Origin of the sequence: Brevibacillus aydinogluensis, assembly GCF_961514395.1 — a bacterium.
GTDB classification, from domain to species: domain Bacteria; phylum Bacillota; class Bacilli; order Brevibacillales; family Brevibacillaceae; genus Brevibacillus; species Brevibacillus aydinogluensis.
In genome coordinates this window covers 94,550-112,885 of sequence record NZ_OY569118.1, presented here as the reverse complement: position 1 = coordinate 112,885, position 18,336 = coordinate 94,550, and the positions used below count along the sequence as shown (strand labels likewise).

The following is an 18,336-nucleotide window of genomic DNA, read 5'->3' as shown; positions in this document are numbered from 1 at the left end:
CTCATGATTGCGTTCTCTCCATTCCTGTTTTTTTTCGACAAAACTGATAGAGTCCTTCTGCCAGACAGTCGGCGATCCGCTGCCGGTCGCCCGCTTCCAGCGCGTCGATCATCTCGTCCTCGATCAAAAGAGAGCTGACCTCGCTCAGCACTTCCAACCCTTCTTTTGCCACATCCCTTGGCCCCAGGAGCATCAGCAGGGTATGGATCGGCATCTCCCGCTCGTCCATCGCCTTCAGCAGGATCGGCTGGCAAAGCACATGCACGGTAAACGACGGCCGGACGACCTGTTCGTATTTGCCGTGAAACAGCGCCAGCGTCGTGCCCGGAATGCCCAAACCGCCCAGTCTTTCCCGCTGCAGGAGCTGCCGGACGACCGGCTCGGCTTCCCGGATCACGCCAAGCTGGACCAAATCACCGCAAATTTGATCCAGAAGCACCCGGATGTCATCGCTGTGATCTTCCAGCCGCCGCAGTTGAAACCCGTCGAGGAGTTGAACGGCATGTCCGGCGTACTGGTGCATCGCATTCAAGCGCTGCTTTGGTCCTTCCCCGTCCGCACGAACGGCCACTGCGGCGCGCGATGCGCGCGAGCGACTAAGGTTGTGCAGATGGTAGGCGATCTTCTGGATGTCCTCCTTTGGCAGCAGCGGGCTGACCACCACGTACTCGCTTGGGTCCATCGGCAAGGGGATGGTGGAAATGATGACGTCATATTCACTTTTGGGGATGCGCCCCACCTCGAACAACGAAAGATTCTGCAGGCTGACGATCTCCGGAATCTCTTTTTTGATCCGGGTGGCCAGAATCTTGGAAGAGCCGATCCCGCTGGAGCAGACGACCAGCGCCCGATAGCGCCGATGCGTCTGTGACGTCCGTTCCACGGCCGCGCCAATGTGCATCACCAGATAACCGATCTCTTCATCCGGTACATGCAGCTCGGGAAACACCTTCGAGACTGCCTCCCGGACAACCTGGAACAATTCCGGGTAATTGTCCCGGATCTGCTCCAGTATCGGATTGCGGATTTCCATCTGGCGCTTGAGCCGGTACAGCGCCGGCTCCATGTGCGTCAGCAGACCGTGAAACAGGGAGGAGTCATACCGCAGAGGAATCTGGAGCCGATCTTCGCAGAGCCGGATAAACCGCTGTGTCTTGGCCATCAGCTCCACATTTCCCGGCCAGTAGATGTCCTCATGGGAGCTGCGCAGTTTGGCTCCCCTCAGATGCATGGTGATGTACCCGATTTCTGCGGCAGGAATGTCCATCTGGAAGATGTGCGTCATCCGCTCCATGATTCTCTGCGCTGCCTCATACTCCGGCGTGCCCTGCAATTCGTGCAAGGTGTGTTCGTCAAAGTGGATGTTCTCTCCCTTTTCGATCCGCTCGACGGCGAGCGCGAGGTGAATCACCAGACCGATGTAGGCGCTGTCCGCCAGTGGGTACGGCAGGTCGTCATCCAGGCGCTTCAAGGCGTTTTCCACCTTGATCAGCTTTTCCTTGTCGACGAGCCCCAACAGGCGCTCCGAGATGGAGTCGATGTCGCGCAGCGATTTGTTCTGGATGTTTTCCTTGATCAGCCCGATCAGTTCGTGTTCATTCAAATGGTCCAGGATCAGCCGGCTGATCGCCTGCCGCTTGGCCGACTCGGAGCCCCGGATTTCCACGCCATAGCCCCGCTTGCGCACCAGCGACAGACCGTATTTGTCCAGCACGTCCTCCAGATCGTCCAGATCATGACTGATCGTGGCCGTCGTCACTTTCAGGTCGAGCGCAAGAGAGATCAGCTTGACCGGCTCTGTCGCCTCCAGCAGCGTGCACAAAATGATCACTTTCCGCTCTTCCGCGGTGTACTCGGTCGTCGTCAGGTCAAACAGCGCCAGGCGCAGCGCTTCCTTTTGCTCCGGCGAACCTTGCAGCTCCACGCCCAACCCCGACTTCCTCACCAGCTGCAGGCCGTGCTCGCGGACCGTCTCTTCCAGAGCGTCCAGTTCCCGGTGGATCGTCCGGGCGCTGACCCCGATCCGCTCGGCGATCGCGCCCACGGTGAGCCCCGGTCCGCCCTGCAGCAGCATCTCGAGGATCGTCCGTTGTCTCGAGGAAACACTCATCGTTCCATCCCCTTTTGTAAAAAGCCGGAAAACGCTAGTTTGCACTAGCGTTGATTCCGTTTACCCTAAACGTTTGACCAATTTCTCGTACTCCGGACTGTTCAGGAAGTTGTCGATGGAAATGTGTTCTGCATTTGGTGCCTTCAACTTGGCCCGTTCCGTCAGTGATTTGTGCGTGATGACAATGTCTGCGTCGTCCGGGATGTCGTTGATCGCCGTATTGATAACAGTGATGTCGATGCCTGCATCTTTGAACTTCTTGCGCAGGGACGCTGCCCCCATCGCGCTGGAACCCATGCCGGCATCGCAGGAAAAGACGACTTTCTTGATTTCTTTTTTCTCCGCCACCGCCGTGTCGGCTTGAGCTTCCTCTTGCTTTTTGCCTTTGAGCTGATGCATTTTTTCCGTCGCTTTTTCCAGCTCTTCTTCACTCTCAGCTTGCCCGCCCATTTTCAGCAGGAACGCTGCGATGAGGAAGGAGACGACGGTTGCCGCGACGACCCCGGTCAGGACCGGCAGCAGCCCGCCCTTGGGTGCCATGGCGCTCAGTGCGAATACGCTGCCCGGCGATGGCGGCGCCACAAGGCCCGCATTTAACAGTGTAAAGGTAAAGACTCCGGTCATTCCGCCGCCGATGACGGCCAGCACCAGGCGCGGATTCATCAGGATGTACGGGAAGTAAATCTCGTGAATGCCGCCCAGGAAGTGGATGATCGCCGCACCGGGTGCCGATTGTTTCGCCGTGCCCCTGCCCACCAGCCAGTAGGCCAGCAGGATGCCAAGCCCCGGTCCCGGGTTGGTCTCCAGCAGGAAGAAAATCGACTGTCCGGCCTTCGCCGCCTGATCCAGTCCGATCGGGCTGAGAATGCCGTGGTTAATCGCGTTGTTCAGGAACAGGATCTTGGCCGGTTCGATCAGGATGCTGGCCAAGGGCAGCAGTCCGGCATCCACAATCGCTTGTACGCCGGAAGCAAGCGCTTTGCTCAAGCTGGCCACGACCGGCCCGATCGCGTTGAACGCCAGCAGCGTCAACAACCCGCCGACGATACCGGCAGAGAAGTTGTTGACCAGCATCTCAAAGCCGGAGCGCACTTTCCCTTCGATCAACTGGTCCAGCTTTTTCATGACCCAGCCGCCAAGCGGCCCCATGATCATGGCACCCAGAAACATCGGGATGTCGGCACCCACGACGACACCCATGGTAGCGACCGCACCAACGACGCCACCGCGCACGTCGTGAATCATCTTGCCGCCCGTGTAACCGATCAACAGCGGCAGCAGATAGGTAATCATCGGGCCAACCAGTTTGGCCATATGTTCATTGGGCAGCCAGCCCGTCGGAATAAACAGCGCCGTAATCAAGCCCCAGGCGATAAACGCGCCAATGTTGGGCATGACCATGCCGCTTAAAAAACGCCCAAACTTCTGCACAGAGACGCGAAGTCCGCTCTCCATCTTGCTGCATCCCCCTTCTTTTTTCTCTATATTGTTGACAAAATTTAATTGTACGACTCCTAATACAAATATAAAGCGTTTACATTCCGGTCTCAACAAAATGAAAGTGGGCATTTGTCCATTAAGTTGTTGACAAAAGTTAATAGTCTGACTTGGCATTTTCTGGTTGACAACATAGGATTGCGCCTGTATATTTTAAATAACAAAATATTTTGAATATTTGTGGCGGAGATGACGGAGATTCACAATATTCCCTTGCGTGTCAAACGCTTGTTGGAGTATGTGAATCTTTTTTATGCTCCGCTGCCGGCAACACACTGAAACAGGGGGAATGCGAATGAAAAAGGTATTGTCGTCTCTCGTGCTGCTTCTTACGTTGAGCTGCGGACTGGGGTACACCAGCACCAGCCATGCCCAGGAACAAAAGCTGGTGATCGCCCATCGCGGCGCCAGCGGCTATCTGCCGGAGCACACGCTGGAAGCGAAGGCGATGGCATATGCCATGGGGGCTGATTACATCGAACAGGACGTCGTCATGACAAAGGATGACAGGCTCGTCATCCTGCACGACCACTATCTGGACAGGGTGACCAACGTGGCTGAGGTCTATCCGGACAGAAAGCGGGCGGACGGACGGTATTACGTCATTGATTTTACGCTGGACGAAATCAAGCGTCTGCGTGTGACGGAAGGCTTCGACCTCAAAAACGGTGCACAGGTTCCCAATTACGAAGGGCGCTTTCCGATGTGGAAATCCTCGTTTCAGATCAGTACGCTGGAAGAAGAAATCGAGCTGATCCAGGGATTGAACAAGAGCACGGGCAGAAACGTCGGTATTTACCCGGAAATCAAAGCCCCGTGGTTCCACCGGCATGAAGGCAAGGACATCAGTCTCGCCGTGCTGAAGGTGCTGAAATCGTACGGATACGACAGCCGCGACGACAAGGTCTACGTGCAGTGTTTTGACCCGAATGAAACCAAGCGCATTCACGACGAACTCCTCCCCAAGCTGCAGATGGACGTAAAGCTGGTGCAGTTGATGGCCGTGAACGACTGGAACGAAACGATGGTTTATCAAAACGGCAAGGCCGTCCCTTATGATTACGACTGGATGTTTCAACCAGGGGCAATGAAGAAGATCGCCGAGTACGCGGACGGCGTCGGGCCGTGGTGGCCGATGGTCATCCGGGAAGATTCAACGAGGGATCGCCTGAACATCACCAATCTGGTCAAAGAAGCCCACGCCGCCGGACTGGAGGTGCATCCCTACACGTTCCGCCTGGACGACGGGCAAATCCCCGCCTTTGCGGCCAGCTTTGAAGAACTGCTCGACCTGTTCTACTTTACTGCCGATGTCGACGGCGTCTTTACCGACTTCCCTGACCGGGCCGTCCAGTTTTTACGCAGGGCTGAATTCCGGGCAAACGGGTACAGTCAAAACTGACCAGGCCCAACGAAAAGCGGGGAGCGTTGCGATTCCCGTGGCGCTTCCCCCTGACCGCCCGTATCGGAAAAATCGGGCAACGATTGAACGGCACACCCGTGCACTGGTATAATCAAATTGTCCTGGCGGCTGATAAAACCAAGATGGAGGACACTCATACATGTTGCGTTACACAGGCATCTATTTCATTCGGATTCGGTAATGGAAGGTACAGAACATGTAGGCTCGGCCAACATTTGACAATGGGTCGGGTTTATTTGTGCTGTACCTTTATTCATTCCCGATTACGAATGAATGAGGTGCTTTTTTGTGTCCAAAAACAGCCGAATATCGCAAAAAAACGGGAGCCGAGGAACGCAAGGGACAGGCAAATACGGTCCCAACAGTTCCGACCAACATTTGATTTGCAGCAAGCGACTGGTTCGCCGCATGATCCAGCTCGCTGAAACCAAGCCGCACTCCCTTGTGCTGGACATCGGCGCCGGAACCGGTGCCATTACGATGCCGCTGGCACAAGAAGGGTTGCGGGTACTGGCAATTGAGAACGACCCGGCATTCGCAGAAAAGCTGCGGAGGAAATGCGGTGAAGCCGACCATATACGGATCATTGAAAACGATGTGCTGAAGTGTACGCTGCCCAGGGAGCCGTTCGTGGTGGTTTCCAACATCCCCTTTTCCATTACGACTCCCATTCTCGGAAAACTGATGGATCAGCCGGCAATGCCGTTCCAACGTGCCGTGCTGATCGTCGAATACGGGGCGGCTCGCCGGTTTACGGCTGATCCGATCACCAACCCGCGGATTCTGGGTTGGCGCATGTGGTTTGATATCACCTTCGTGCAAACCGTTTCTTCCGTTCATTTTTCACCTCCGCCTCGGGTGAATGCGGCCATTTTGCTGATCAGCAGAAAAAGCAGGCCGCCTGTGGCGATCGGGGAACATCGCCGCTTTATGGGGCTGGCCCTGCATGCCCTGCGCTCTCCGTACATGCCCGTGCGCGAGGCCTTGAGCGGCATATTCACGGTTCCCCAAATCACGCGTTTGACGAGAAATCTGGGAATCGATCGGAACGAGCCGATCTGCTCGTTGAATGAAACGCAGTGGGCCCTCACGTATGATGCCATGCGACATTATGTGGACCCGCACCGCTGGCCGAGGGTACCTAAAGCGGGGTGGACCACATGAAAAAAATCGAGCGGGCTGCCCGCCTCTTTCGGCAGCACAGTGAGATGTTCAGGTGTCCCCTGTGCAGCGCCGGCATGAATATGAACGAGTCCAACAGTTTGATCTGTACGAACCGTCACTGCTTTGACCTCTCCAAACACGGATATATTCACTTGCTGTCACGAACGGCAAGACCGTCGAAATACGGCAAAGCAGTGTTCGAATCCAGACAGGCGATGTGCCGAAACGGTTTCTTTGACGAAGTAATCGAGCAGATCCGGGACATCGTCAGCCGTGAAACCAAAGACACCCGCACCCTCCGCATACTGGACGTCGGGTGCGGGGAAGGCTCCCACCTGGCTGGTTTGACAACAAGCCTGGGTATGACAGCGGAACGAGCGATCGTGGGGGTCGGCATGGATCTTTCCAAAGACGGGATACATCTCGCTGCGAAGGAGTATCCCGGCCTGATCTGGTGCGTAGTCCCTTCGCGGACAAGCAGTTCGACGTCATCCTGAACATCCTCTCCCCGTCCAACTATACGGAATTTACCCGGATGCTTCGCGATGACGGTCTCCTGATCAAGGTGGTTCCCGGCCCCGACTACCTCCAGGAATTGCGAGCGCTGTTCTACGAGCAGACAGACCGGCATGCCTATTCCAACGACCATGTGGTCAGCCATTTCCGGTCGCACTTCCCCCTGGTTCAGACCTTTCACATTCGCTGCGGCAAACGGCTGGATCAAACAAGCCTGACGCACCTGATTCACATGACGCCCCTCTCCTGGGGCACGGCGGAAGAAAATCTGGAAAAGGCGCTTCATGCAGGCATTTCCTATGTGACCGTCGATATCGCGGTGCTGGTGGGTAAAAAACAATAACCCTAGGCATGTGATAAAGAAACGGCCCGGATGGCACGATCATCCGGGCCGTTTTTTCATACAAAAGAGGGCATGTTCCTCGCGATGGAACATGCCCTCTTTTCTTCGTGTCATGGTAATGGGAGCCGGGTGCTACTCGACCCATTTTTTGTACAGCTCGTCAAATTTGCCCTGCAGCTTCATTTCGTCGAGCCATACGTCCAGGTAGCTGGCGAAGATGAAGTCGCCGCGCCGGATCATGTAAGCTTTTTCGCTTTTGGTGAACGGATCGTTCACGCGGGCGGCGTACAGACGCGGATCGTTTTTCGCGTACACAATCGCTTCAAAGGTGTCGGTGATCATGACGTCGTAGGTGCCGTTGGCCACCAGACCCGGGATGTCGAGGTTGTTTTGCACCACGGTTACATTTGCATTCGGCAGATATTCACGCACGAACGTTTCGTTGGTTCCACCCGGGTTGACGCCGATGCGGACGCTCGGTTTGTTGATGTCCTCGATGGTTTTGTACTTGTCCTTGTCTTCCGCGCGGATGAGCGGCACTTTGCCGAACTGCACGTACCCCTCGCTCAAGTGGGCAGTTTTCTGTCTGTCGGTGTTGCGGGTCACGCCGCCCACGGCAATGTCAAACTTGTCGGCGAGCAGATCGTTCATCAATGTCGGCCAGGAAGTTTGCACAAAGCGGGCTTCCACGCCCAGGCTTTTGGCGAACTCTTTCATCGCGTCGATGTCGTACCCTTCGTATTGGCCTGTTTTCGGGTTGAGATATGTAAACGGCTTGTAATCTCCGGTGGTTCCGATGCGGATGTACCCTCTCGCGATGATTTCATCCAGCCGGGATTCGAATTTTTTCTTGGCTTCCTGCTTTGCGGCGCTATCCGCGACGGTCGCCGCCGGTTGGGCCTGTTGGGCACCTGCGGCGGTCACATAAGCGGCCAAGCCCGTTCCCGCCAGGGAAACCGCCACTGTTCCTGCAATCAGCATGCTTTTCCATTTTTTCATTGTCGTTCTCCTCCCTTGTAGCCGTTTTGTCAGTTTCTCTTGTCGATCTTGCTTTGCGGGCTGTCAAGCAGGGGCTCTCCCCTCCCTACATGTTTTGTTACTTTTTTCCGTGTTAAAATATGCGAAAAGATTAACACAAATTGAAAAATGAAGGCCAGCCTCCCCGCCGACGCGGAAGGTTGGGACCATTTCGTAAGAATTTTGTAAGGATTTCCCAAGGTGATTTGTAAAACATTCTCGGTAAGATAGAAGTGGCTCAGGTACACGACACATTTAACCAAGCAAGACGGGTGATGATCATGCCAACGTACAATGTCCTGGTCGTGGACGACGAAGCGGAAATCCGGGACGCAATCGAAATCTATCTGAAAAACGAAGACATCCGTGTGCTGAAAGCAGGAAACGGGCAGGAGGCCCTGGCGGTTTTGGAGCAGGAAGAGGTTCATCTGATCATCCTGGACATCATGATGCCGGAGATGGACGGGATCAAAACGACGTTTGCCATTCGGGAGAGCAAAAACATCCCGATCATCATGCTGTCGGCCAAATCGGAAGACACCGACAAGATTCTGGGGCTGACCGTCGGTGCCGACGATTACGTGACCAAACCGTTCAATCCGCTTGAGCTTGTCGCCCGGGTGAAATCGCAGTTGAGGCGTTACACCCAACTGGGCAACTACATCGCCAGTGAAGATGAAATCCGGGTGCGGGGACTCGTCTTGAACAAGCGGGAAAAAACCGTGTACGTGGACGGCGAGGAAACAAGGCTTACCCCTACGGAATACAAGATTTTGGAGCTATTGATGGAGAATCGGGGCAGGGTCTTTTCGATCGAAGAGATTTACGAAAAAGTGTGGAAGGAGCCGTGCCTGAACGCGGATAACACGGTAGCCGTGCACGTGAGAAGAATTCGCGAAAAAATCGAGATCAACCCGAAAGAACCTCAATATCTCAAGGTGGTGTGGGGCATTGGCTACAAGATTGAAAAATAAATACGGGCCGGTCATCGCGCTGGTCCTGCTTGTCCACCTGTCGGCTCTGGCCTTGCTGGCGACCGCAGATGTGATTCGGCACCGCGAATACCTGGACAAGGATTACTACTTTCGCAACCCGTCTTTTCACCAGGAACTGGCGGAGGTCGTTCACCTGGCCATCATGGTTCATTTCAAGGAGAAGAATGATCCCTATCTGATCGAAACGGAAGAGGCGGGCACCAAAACGCCGGAGCAAATCCGCGAGACGTTTGCGGCCGATCTCCGGGAGAAAGAAGCGGAAATTGCAGAACGATATGCAGCCGACATCATGGAGGCAGAGCGCAGCGGCAATCACGCCGAAGCCGGCAGACTCGCGCAGGCGCGCGATCAGGAACTGGCCCGAGTGAAGCAGGAACTTCAACAGCAGATGGATGAGCAGATCAAGTCATGGGAAGCGGCCCGGGATCGAGCATATGAACAGGCGAAAAACGCGTTGGCCGCACAAGGCGACACGATCAAATACTACATCAAGGATCGGAATACGGGCAAAGTCTACACCAACCATTCCTCCGACCTCAACATCATCCGGGACCTGCAGAAAAAGGCGGCTTACTCGATTCATTTCCCGCTGGCTTCGCCGAAAAATTGGTCGATACAGCAGGCGAATGAATTCTTTCTCACCAACAATCTCGAAGGGTATTTCATTATCCCCCAGGCAGCCTCGGGGTACTCACGTTTTCAAGACGATTACACCTATGCGCTCGGCATACGGGAGCGACTGCTGAACGAATGTATCCTGTTGGTCGTAAGTGTTATCGCGGCAGTTGGACTCTTCGTTTATCTGCGGAAGCGCAGTCCGTGGGATTTCCCGCTTGTCGACAGATGCGCCTCCTTGTTGCGGCGGGTTCCCCTCGATGCAAGAGTCGCGACAGTTCTCGCGGTCGGGCTGGTCACACTGAGCTGGGTAAGGGACGAATCGTTCTTCTATTTTCCCATCGGCCTGAAACATGTGACAACGCTTTCCTTTACAGCGGCATGCATCGCCTATCTGGGGCTCAACGCAAGCGAGGCATGGCGTTTGATCAACGACCACACGCTCCTTCGGCAGCAGTGGGAGTCCAGCTTGTATCGCAAATTCCGCACGCTACTGGCTGAGAGCTTCGCCAATCGACCCGTATTTTTCAAGGCCAGCCTCATCTTTGTGCTGACGATCGGCCTGGGGACGGGCATGGGTTTTGTTCTGACTAGCCTTTATTATGGATCGAAGCGGCTGTTTTTGATGGGGGCAAGCTGTACGCTGCTGTGCCTTCTATTCGTGCTGCCGTACATCCTCAGCCGGGTCGCCCTGCTGAACAACATTCTCCGGGGAGCGGACGAAATGGCCGCCGGCAATCTGGATTCTCTCATCGCAGAGCGCGGCAAAGGGAATCTCGCCCATCTGGCCCGCTGCCTGAACAACATCAAGCTGGGACTGCGCCACGCCCTGGAAAGTCAGATGAAGAGCGAGCGCCTCAAAACGGAGCTGATCAGCAACGTTTCGCACGATTTGAAAACGCCGCTCACTTCCATCATCAACTACGTGAATCTGCTGAAACGCCCCGATCTGTCGCCGGAAGAGGTCAGCAGCTACATCGATGTGCTGGAACGCAAAACCCACAGGCTGAAGGTGCTGATCGACGACCTCTTTGAAGCATCCAAAATGGCAAGCGGGTCCGTCGAGCTGCATATGGAGCGCGTCAATGTGGCTGCCCTGCTCAATCAGGCCCTGGCGGAGTTTAACGATGCCATTACCGAATCCTCGTTGACGTTCCGGGTCCAGACGGAAAAGCCGCACATCCACGCGCTGGCCGACGGGAAAAAAACCTGGCGAGTCTTTGAAAATCTCATCACCAACGTCCTGAAGTACACGCTGCCCCACACCAGGGTCTACATTTCGCTGACCGAACAGGAGAACAGCGTCGTGCTGACGATGAAAAACATCTCCGCCTACGAGATTGATTTTGACCCGGACGAACTGTTTGAACGCTTCAAACGAGGCGACCAATCGCGCCACACGGAGGGCTCCGGTCTGGGACTGGCCATCGCCAAAAGCATCATGGAACTGCAGGGAGGGCGGCTGGCCATCGAGCTGGACGGCGATCTGTTCAAAGTGATCGTCGAGTTTCAAAAGGCGTAACGAAGGGGGCACCTGGAATGCCCCCTGCTTGCTATTCTTTCGGATGAATCATGTTCTCCGGCCGAACGATCCGGTCGAACTCCTCCGCCGACAACAGCCCGCTTTTGACCGCCGCCTCCCGCAGCGTGATCCCTTCCTGATGAGCCAGCTTTGCGATTGTCGCCGCCTTTTCGTAGCCGATGTGCGGATTCAGCGCGGTGACCAGCATGAGCGAGCGTTCCAGATTCCGTTCGATCACCGGCCGGTTCGGTTTGATGCCGACTGCGCAGTTGTCGCAAAACGAACGCATGGCGTCAGCCAGCAGCCGGGCCGATTGCAGGAAATTGTATATGATCATCGGCTTGAACACGTTCAGTTCAAAGTTCCCCTGGCTGGCGGCAAACCCTATCGCCGCATCGTTGCCCATCACCTGGCAGACGACCATCGTGAGCGCTTCGCTCTGCGTCGGATTCACTTTGCCGGGCATGATGGAACTGCCCGGCTCATTGGCCGGAATCGTGATCTCGCCGATGCCGGAGCGCGGACCGCTGGCCAGCCATCTGACGTCATTGGCAATTTTCATCAAATCGGCGGCAAGTGCCTTGAATGCGCCGTGGACATGAACCAGCTCATCGTGGCTGGTCAAGGCGTGGAACTTGTTGACCGCAGAGACAAATCGCTTCCCCGTCAGCCTGCTGATCTCTTCCGCCACCATTTCGCCGAACCTGGGATGAGCGTTGATGCCGGTGCCGACGGCCGTACCGCCGATCGCCAGCTCCCGGAGGTACTCCGCGCTCTCCGTGATCATCCGTTCGCTTTTTTCCAGCATGCGGTGCCAGCCGCTGATCTCCTGTCCCAACGTCAGCGGAGTAGCATCCTGCAGATGGGTGCGGCCAATCTTGATCACGTCCCGGTACGCCTCGCTCTTTTGGCGCAGCGTTTCCTTAAGGGCGGCCAGGGCGGGCAGCACCTGGTCTTCGACAGCAATCAGCGCGGCGACGTGCATCGCCGTCGGAAACGTGTCATTGGAGCTTTGCGACATGTTGACATCGTCATTGGGATGGACCCGCAGTGCACTTCCCTGCTGCTCCAGCAGCTGGTTGGCCCGGTTGGCAATCACTTCGTTTACGTTCATGTTGGACTGCGTGCCGCTGCCGGTCTGCCACACCACCAGGGGAAAATGCTCGTCCCATCTCCCCTGCAGCACCTCATCGGCCGCCGCCGCGATGGCCTTCGCCTTTTCGATGTCCAGTTTGCCCAGCCGCTGATTGACCAAAGCAGCGCTTTTCTTCAAGACGGCCAACATCCGAATTATTTCCCGGGGCATCCGTTCCGTGCCGATTCGGAAGTTCTGGTAACTGCGCTGCGTCTGCGCCCCCCACAGTTTGTCCGCAGGCACTCTCATTTCTCCCAGGGTATCCCTTTCGATTCTGTACGCCATGCCGCTTCCTCCTTCATGGAATATGCACAGTATATGATGTCCAACGCGCCTTTTTTCACATGTTGCTGTTCTTCATGCCTGCCCGAAAACTTCCGTCTCCCCCGCTACTTCATTACAGTATAATAAGCATAGACGAATGACAGGAGACTTTCGCAATGATGATCTTGATTTTGCTGGCCATCTGGGCCTTCGGGTTATTTGTCCTCTTCACCGATCCGAAAAGCACTTACGCCCGCTGGGGGAGCGCTACAGCGTTTGTCGGGGGAGGCGGCTTTTTCTCCGCCGTGATCGACGAGACGCTGTATCCCCTGTTGCAGGACTATGCGGCCCGCTATCCGGCACTGGCAGCTTTGCTGCTGTTCACCAGCCGAAGTGCCTCCTTTCTCTGTCAGGTGGGGCTGCCGTACACGTACCTCATGTTTGCCGTCCACTCCGGTGATTGGTTCACGCGCAAGACGAAGCGGCTGATACAGTACGCCGCCCTCGTGCCCCCGCTGGTCATGTGGGCGATCACGCCGATCTACCCGGTGCTGGCGTTTAACTACTGGATCATGGTCGCCTGGGTCTTTCCCTATTTCATCGCAGCGAGTCTGATGCTCGTGCTGCTGTACCTAAAGGAAAAAGACCCGCTCGTCAAAAAGAGCCGTCTGTTTACCAACATACTCGTCATCATTCCCCTGCTGCTCGTGTTCATCCTGATCTACGTGATGCGGACGCAAAACCTGTACGACGCCTGGCGGTACAACACCCTGGTCGTTGGAATTCAGTTTTTTCTGATACTGTTCATCAGCGTAAAGTACGGGTTTCTCGGCGTGAAGCTGCGCGTGGAGAAGCGCCGCCTGGACAGCACGCTGCGGGCGATGACCTCCGGGGCGCAGATTGTCAACCACACGATCAAGAACGAAGTGGGCAAAATTCTGCTCTACGCCGACCGAATCCAAACCCGCGCCGCCGAGACCAACCAGCCGGCTCTGATGGAAGACGCGCGGATTTTGTCCCAATCGGCCCAGCATATATTAAATATGGCCAACCGGATTCAGGGACAACTGCAGGACATCGTGCTGCGCGAGGAAACGGTGAACCCCAGCGAAGTGATTGCCCAGGTGCTGCACACGCTAAAGCCTGGTGCCGACGAGCAGCACGTCCAGATCGTCACCGAGCTGGACGAAACACTGCGGCTCACTTGTGATCGCGTACAGCTTCGGGAGATTCTCACCAACCTCTGCATGAATGCCCTGGAGGCGATGAAAGCGGGCGGCACACTCACGCTGCAATTGTTCTTGTCCAACAAACATTTGGTCATCGCGGTGGCCGACACGGGCGTGGGAATTGCCCAGGAGCACCTGCCCTACGTGTTTGACCCGTTTTTTTCCACCAAGAAGACCGGACAAAACTTCGGCCTGGGGCTGTCCTACTGCTACAACGTAATGCAGAAGCACCAGGGCATGATGGAGATATACAGCGTCAAGGACCAAGGTACGACCGTGTTTTTGTTCTTCCCGCGCAGACGTGTCGCGCGAGCCGGAAGAGCGGAGGCTCACTAGGGGGTAAACAACCATGGAAAAAATTCGCGTGTTTCTCGTGGAAGACGACCCGGCCTGGCGAACAGGCCTGGCTGATTATCTCAACCGGCAGGACGACATCACTGTCGTCGGCGAAGCCGGGTCCAGGGAAGAGGCGATCGAGCACTTTAAAAACTGCGAAGCCGACGTGGTCCTGATGGACATCAATTTGAGCGACAACAATCTCGACGGCATCGACACCGCACTTGCCTTCGCCGACATGCGGGAAGACTGCTGCATCATCATGCTGACGTCCCTGACGGCGCAGGACGTGATTGTGGAGTCCTTTTCCGCAGGAGCCGTCAATTACATCAGCAAGGCAAACTTTGACGAGATCCCCGATGCCATCCGGGCGGCCCACCACCGCCAATCGGCGATCCACCCCACCGCTGCCGCCGCATTGCGCAGCGAGTTTCTGCGCTTGAAACAGGATGAGGCCCAAAAGCTGCTCTCCCCGGCGGAGAAAGACATCCTGCGGCTGATCGACCAGGGCCGCACCCAGTCCCAGATTGAACAAACCCTGCACATTACCAGACGGACGATCAAAAATCACATCAACCGGATTTTAAAAAAAATGGGCGTCAAAACCAGCAAGGAAGCGGCCGCCAAAGCGAAACAGAAAAAGATGATCTGAGGCGTTTCCACAATGCCCCAGCAGGTGTTATGACCAGGTACCAATGAAAGTTGGTACTTTTTTTGCCGGGGCCACTCCTTAGAATGAAAGCTAACAGCACTTATTTTTTCGTAAAGGTGTGGTCCGAAATGGCACTCATGTATCATTTGGTCAAGTGGATCCTGGTTCTCTGGTTCCGCCCCCGCTTCCGGGGCCTCGACAAACTGGACGTCTCGCGGCCATGCATTATCATCCCCAACCACGTCTCGCTCCTGGACGCGGTTCTGCTGGCCTTTGTCTTGCCGTCCAGAACCACATTTGTCGCCAACACAGAAATTGCCAAAAGATTCTCATTTTTCCTTCGATTCCGCAAGCATGTCACAGTCGACCCGCTTAATCCCTACTCGATCCGTCACATGCTGCGGGTGCTCAAAAACGGGGAATCGCTGGTGATTTTCCCCGAAGGCCGGATTACCACCACCGGCGGCCTGATGAAAATCTACAGCGGCGTCGGCTACCTGGCCATGCGCACCGGTGCTCCCGTCTATCCCGTCATCATCCAGGGGCTGGAACGGTCGGTCTTCTCCTATCTGAAAGGCAAAGTGCGGATCGCCTGGTTCCCCAAAGTGACCATTACTGTCGGCACGCCGTTCACCTTGCACAAAAACGAACACGAATCGATGCGCGAGCAAAAGGCAGCGGCCAGCGACTTTATCCTGCGCACGCTGCAGACTGAGCTGTTCCAGGCGCGGATGAAGCAGGACATCAACCTGTTCGACGAGGCGCTGGAGGCATCCCGCATCCACGGTGCCCGGCAGGTGATCGCCAAGGATCTGACCACCTCCGTCAGCTATCGCACCTTGCTGGTCGCCAGCTACCTGCTCGGCGACAAGTGGAAGACGCTCCTGGCCGGCAAACAGTCCGTCGGCGTGCTCCTGCCCAACTCGGTCGGTCATCTGGTCACCCTGCTCTCCCTGTTCCGGGTCGGGATCACTCCCGCCATCCTGAACTTCTCGCTCGGCATCCGGTCGCTTGTAGACTGCTGCGAGACGGCAGGCATCGACACCGTCCTGACCTCCCGCGTGTTTATCGAAAAAGGGAAACTGGAGCATTTGATCCAGGGCCTTTCCGAGCGCGTCGCGATCATCTACCTGGAGGATGTGAAAGCCTCCGCGACCACCGGCAACAAGCTCACTGCCCTTTACCGCTACCTGACCCGCCAGCGGTCGCAGGCAGGCGCCAACGAACTGATCCTGTTCACCTCCGGCAGCGAAAGCAAACCGAAAGGCGTTGTCCTGACACACACCAATGTGTACGCCAATATCAAACAGGTGACCAGCGTGATCGACATCACCGCCCGCGACAAGATTTTCAACGCGCTGCCGATGTTTCACAGCTTTGGGCTGACGGCGGGCACCCTGCTGCCAGTCGTCGCCGGGGTCCCCGTCTTCCTGTACCCCAGCCCGCTGCATTACAAGGTGATCTCCGAACTGTGCTACGACCAGAATGCGACGATCCTGTTCGGCACTTCCACCTTCCTGGCCGGGTACGGCAAAGCCGCCCATCCCTACAACTTCTATTCGCTCCGCTACGTCTTTGCCGGTGCGGAGAAGCTGAAACCGGATGTACGGCAATTGTGGATGGAGAAATTCGGAGTGCGGATTTTTGAAGGCTACGGCGCGACGGAGACGTCTCCGATCCTGTCGCTCAATACGCCGCTGGCCAACAGGCCGGGCACCGTCGGACGGCTGCTGCCTGGCATCCAATCCCGTCTGGAGCCGGTGGAGGGCATCGCCCGCGGCGGTCATCTGCTGGTCAAAGGGCCCAATGTGATGAAAGGGTACCTGATCCACGGCAAGGGCTTCGTCCCGGCAGACGAGTGGTACCCGACAGGCGATCTGGTGGAACAGGATGCCGACGGCTTTCTCACGATCCAGTCGCGGTTGAAACGCTTCGCCAAAATCGCCGGCGAGATGGTCTCGCTCAACCTGGTGGAAGAATTGGCCGCCCAGTGTTTCGGCCACTCCGAGCTGGCCGCCATCGCCGTCAGCGACCCGCGCAGGGGCGAAAAAATCGTGCTGTACACGACCGACGAATCCGTGCGCACGGACCGGCTGCGGGCGTACCTGGCGGAGAAGCAGTTTTCTCCCCTGCTGCTGCCGTCCGCCGTGCACGTCATCAAACAGCTGCCGCTCCTGGGCAGCGGCAAAACCGATTACGTCGCGCTGAAACAGTTGGCCGAACAAGGGAGGAACGCGTCGTGAAGACGAGATGGCAGCCGCTTCAAGCCCTGTATTTCACACAGTTTTTGTCCGCATTTGCCGACAACATGATTTTGTTCGTGATCGCCAATCTGCTGCGGGAGAACGGCTTTTCTCCCGCGATGCTCGCACTTGTCTCGATGTCGTTTTTCCTGCCGTACATCGTCCTCGCCCCGGTCGTCGGACCGTTTGCCGACAAGCACCCCAAATCAGTGGTGCTGGTGATCGGCAACCTGATCAAGGCGTTTGGCGTCCTGCTCTTGCTGGTGACCGACCACGCCAGCATCCTGATGCTGATGCTCAGCTACTTCACGGTCGGGGTGGGCGCTGTCGTCTACTCTCCGGCCAAGTACGGGATTCTGCCGGAGCTGACGCATAGCGAAGACGAGCTGTTTCGCGCCAACGCACGAATCGAAGCGTACACGATCTTCGCCATATTGACCGGGATTGGCGGCGGAGGGGCGATCGCCTCAATGACGCCCCCATTGATCTCCTCGCTGATCTGCATGGTCCTGTACGTCTGTTCCGTGGCGCTGACGTTTTTCATCCCGCGCCTCCACGGCAATCCCCGGATTCGCTACGGCACGGAGGCGCGGCGGTTCTTCCACAACTTTCGCCAGTTGATGGGACGGCCTAAGACCAGCTTCTCCCTGATCGGCACCGGCGCGTTCTGGATGAGCTCAGCCGTGCTGCGGGTCGCGGTGCTGGCCTGGATTCCCGCCGCGCTCGGCATCCATCCGGAGAGCTTTTCCGTCTCGCTGATCCTGGCCACCACTTCGATCGGGATCATCTTTGGCGCGTTTCTCGCGCCCCGGCTGATCCCGCTGAACCGGTTCTACCGTTCAGTTGTCTACGGATTCGGCATGTTCCTGTTGATTCTGCTGTTCCCCTGGTTTCACGTCACGGCGATCGCCATCCTGTTCCTGCTAATGGTCGGCTTCATGGGCGGGGTGTTTATCGTCCCGATGAACACCGTGCTGCAGGAAGAAGGCAAAAAGGTCGTCGGTACAGGGCAGACGATTGCGATCCAAAATTTCGTCGAAAACATCCTGATGCTGGTCGGCTCCGGCATCTACTACGTCATCGTCTACTTCGGCGCCAGCGTATCCGCTGCAATCGTAGCACAGGGGGGCCTGCTGCTGATCTTTTTGCTCTATCTCTACGCACAGACCAGGCAGTTTGCCCGCGGCCGGGTGGAAAGCAGCCCGGGCCTGTGATGAAAAAAGCCGTGACGCGCTTCGTGTCACGGCTTCTTGCTGTGTTGAACTGCCGCAGCCG

General features: G+C 56.5%; 14 protein-coding genes. 10 read left to right on the top strand and 4 right to left on the bottom strand.

All coding sequences use genetic code 11. From position 1 onward, the window contains the following. Position 1: 1 nt before the first annotated feature. Both Q7F15_RS00530 and Q7F15_RS00525 read right to left on the bottom strand, forming a co-directional pair. Positions 2-2,110 carry a BglG family transcription antiterminator gene (locus Q7F15_RS00530; protein WP_212133134.1) on the bottom strand — a complete coding sequence of 703 codons (2,109 nt, stop codon included), beginning with the start codon at positions 2,108-2,110 and terminating at the stop codon, positions 2-4. Positions 2,111-2,170: 60 nt separating this feature from the next. Beyond that, a complete protein-coding gene (locus Q7F15_RS00525; protein WP_304414883.1) occupies positions 2,171-3,565 on the bottom strand; it encodes a PTS mannitol transporter subunit IIBC in 1,395 nt (464 codons plus the stop codon). 337 nt (positions 3,566-3,902) lie between these two features. On the opposite strand from Q7F15_RS00525, the gene glpQ reads away from it, so the two are divergent. The 4 genes from glpQ to Q7F15_RS00505 all read left to right on the top strand — a co-directional run bounded on the left by glpQ (position 3,903) and on the right by Q7F15_RS00505 (position 7,053). After that, positions 3,903-5,009, top strand: coding sequence for a glycerophosphodiester phosphodiesterase (gene glpQ, locus Q7F15_RS00520; RefSeq protein ID WP_171563973.1), 1,107 nt, complete (start codon positions 3,903-3,905; stop codon positions 5,007-5,009). Positions 5,010-5,318: 309 nt separating this feature from the next. Next, entirely contained in the window at positions 5,319-6,194 is an 876-nt protein-coding gene (erm, locus tag Q7F15_RS00515) for a 23S ribosomal RNA methyltransferase Erm (RefSeq protein ID WP_304414882.1), read from the top strand. Beyond that, positions 6,191-6,691: a putative RNA methyltransferase gene (locus Q7F15_RS00510; RefSeq protein ID WP_304414881.1), complete on the top strand. Its 501-nt coding sequence runs from the start codon at positions 6,191-6,193 to the stop codon at positions 6,689-6,691. Before erm ends, Q7F15_RS00510 begins: the two co-directional genes overlap by 4 nt. Then, positions 6,649-7,053, top strand: coding sequence for a class I SAM-dependent methyltransferase (locus Q7F15_RS00505; protein ID WP_304414880.1), 405 nt, complete (start codon positions 6,649-6,651; stop codon positions 7,051-7,053). Before Q7F15_RS00510 ends, Q7F15_RS00505 begins: the two co-directional genes overlap by 43 nt. A 132-nt stretch (positions 7,054-7,185) precedes the next feature. Here the strand turns inward: Q7F15_RS00505 and Q7F15_RS00500 are convergent, their stop codons facing one another. Further along, entirely contained in the window at positions 7,186-8,052 is an 867-nt protein-coding gene (locus tag Q7F15_RS00500; RefSeq protein WP_304414879.1) for a transporter substrate-binding domain-containing protein, read from the bottom strand. Between the two features lie 299 nt (positions 8,053-8,351). Here Q7F15_RS00500 and Q7F15_RS00495 point away from each other — a divergent pair, with 299 nt between their 5' ends. Continuing rightward, complete coding sequence (locus Q7F15_RS00495; RefSeq protein ID WP_171563969.1) at positions 8,352-9,044, top strand: response regulator transcription factor; 693 nt, start codon at positions 8,352-8,354, stop codon at positions 9,042-9,044. Next, positions 9,022-11,202: a histidine kinase dimerization/phospho-acceptor domain-containing protein gene (locus Q7F15_RS00490; protein ID WP_304414878.1), complete on the top strand. Its 2,181-nt coding sequence runs from the start codon at positions 9,022-9,024 to the stop codon at positions 11,200-11,202. The genes Q7F15_RS00495 and Q7F15_RS00490 overlap by 23 nt, the downstream gene beginning before the upstream one ends. A gap of 31 nt (positions 11,203-11,233) precedes the next feature. On the opposite strand, the gene fumC is transcribed toward Q7F15_RS00490, so the two are convergent. Further along, positions 11,234-12,622: a class II fumarate hydratase gene (fumC, locus tag Q7F15_RS00485; RefSeq protein WP_171563967.1), complete on the bottom strand. Its 1,389-nt coding sequence runs from the start codon at positions 12,620-12,622 to the stop codon at positions 11,234-11,236. Positions 12,623-12,777: 155 nt separating this feature from the next. Between fumC and Q7F15_RS00480 the strand changes: the two genes are divergently transcribed. The 4 genes from Q7F15_RS00480 to lplT all read left to right on the top strand — a co-directional run bounded on the left by Q7F15_RS00480 (position 12,778) and on the right by lplT (position 18,275). Then, positions 12,778-14,166, top strand: coding sequence for a sensor histidine kinase (locus tag Q7F15_RS00480; RefSeq protein ID WP_304414877.1), 1,389 nt, complete (start codon positions 12,778-12,780; stop codon positions 14,164-14,166). 13 nt (positions 14,167-14,179) lie between these two features. Further along, positions 14,180-14,818: a response regulator gene (locus Q7F15_RS00475; protein WP_171563965.1), complete on the top strand. Its 639-nt coding sequence runs from the start codon at positions 14,180-14,182 to the stop codon at positions 14,816-14,818. Between the two features lie 128 nt (positions 14,819-14,946). Beyond that, positions 14,947-17,061: an AMP-binding protein gene (locus tag Q7F15_RS00470; RefSeq protein WP_304414876.1), complete on the top strand. Its 2,115-nt coding sequence runs from the start codon at positions 14,947-14,949 to the stop codon at positions 17,059-17,061. Further along, on the top strand, positions 17,058-18,275 hold the full coding sequence (gene lplT / locus Q7F15_RS00465; RefSeq protein ID WP_304414875.1) for a lysophospholipid transporter LplT: 1,218 nt from the start codon (positions 17,058-17,060) through the stop codon (positions 18,273-18,275). Before Q7F15_RS00470 ends, lplT begins: the two co-directional genes overlap by 4 nt. Positions 18,276-18,336: the final 61 nt, after the last annotated feature.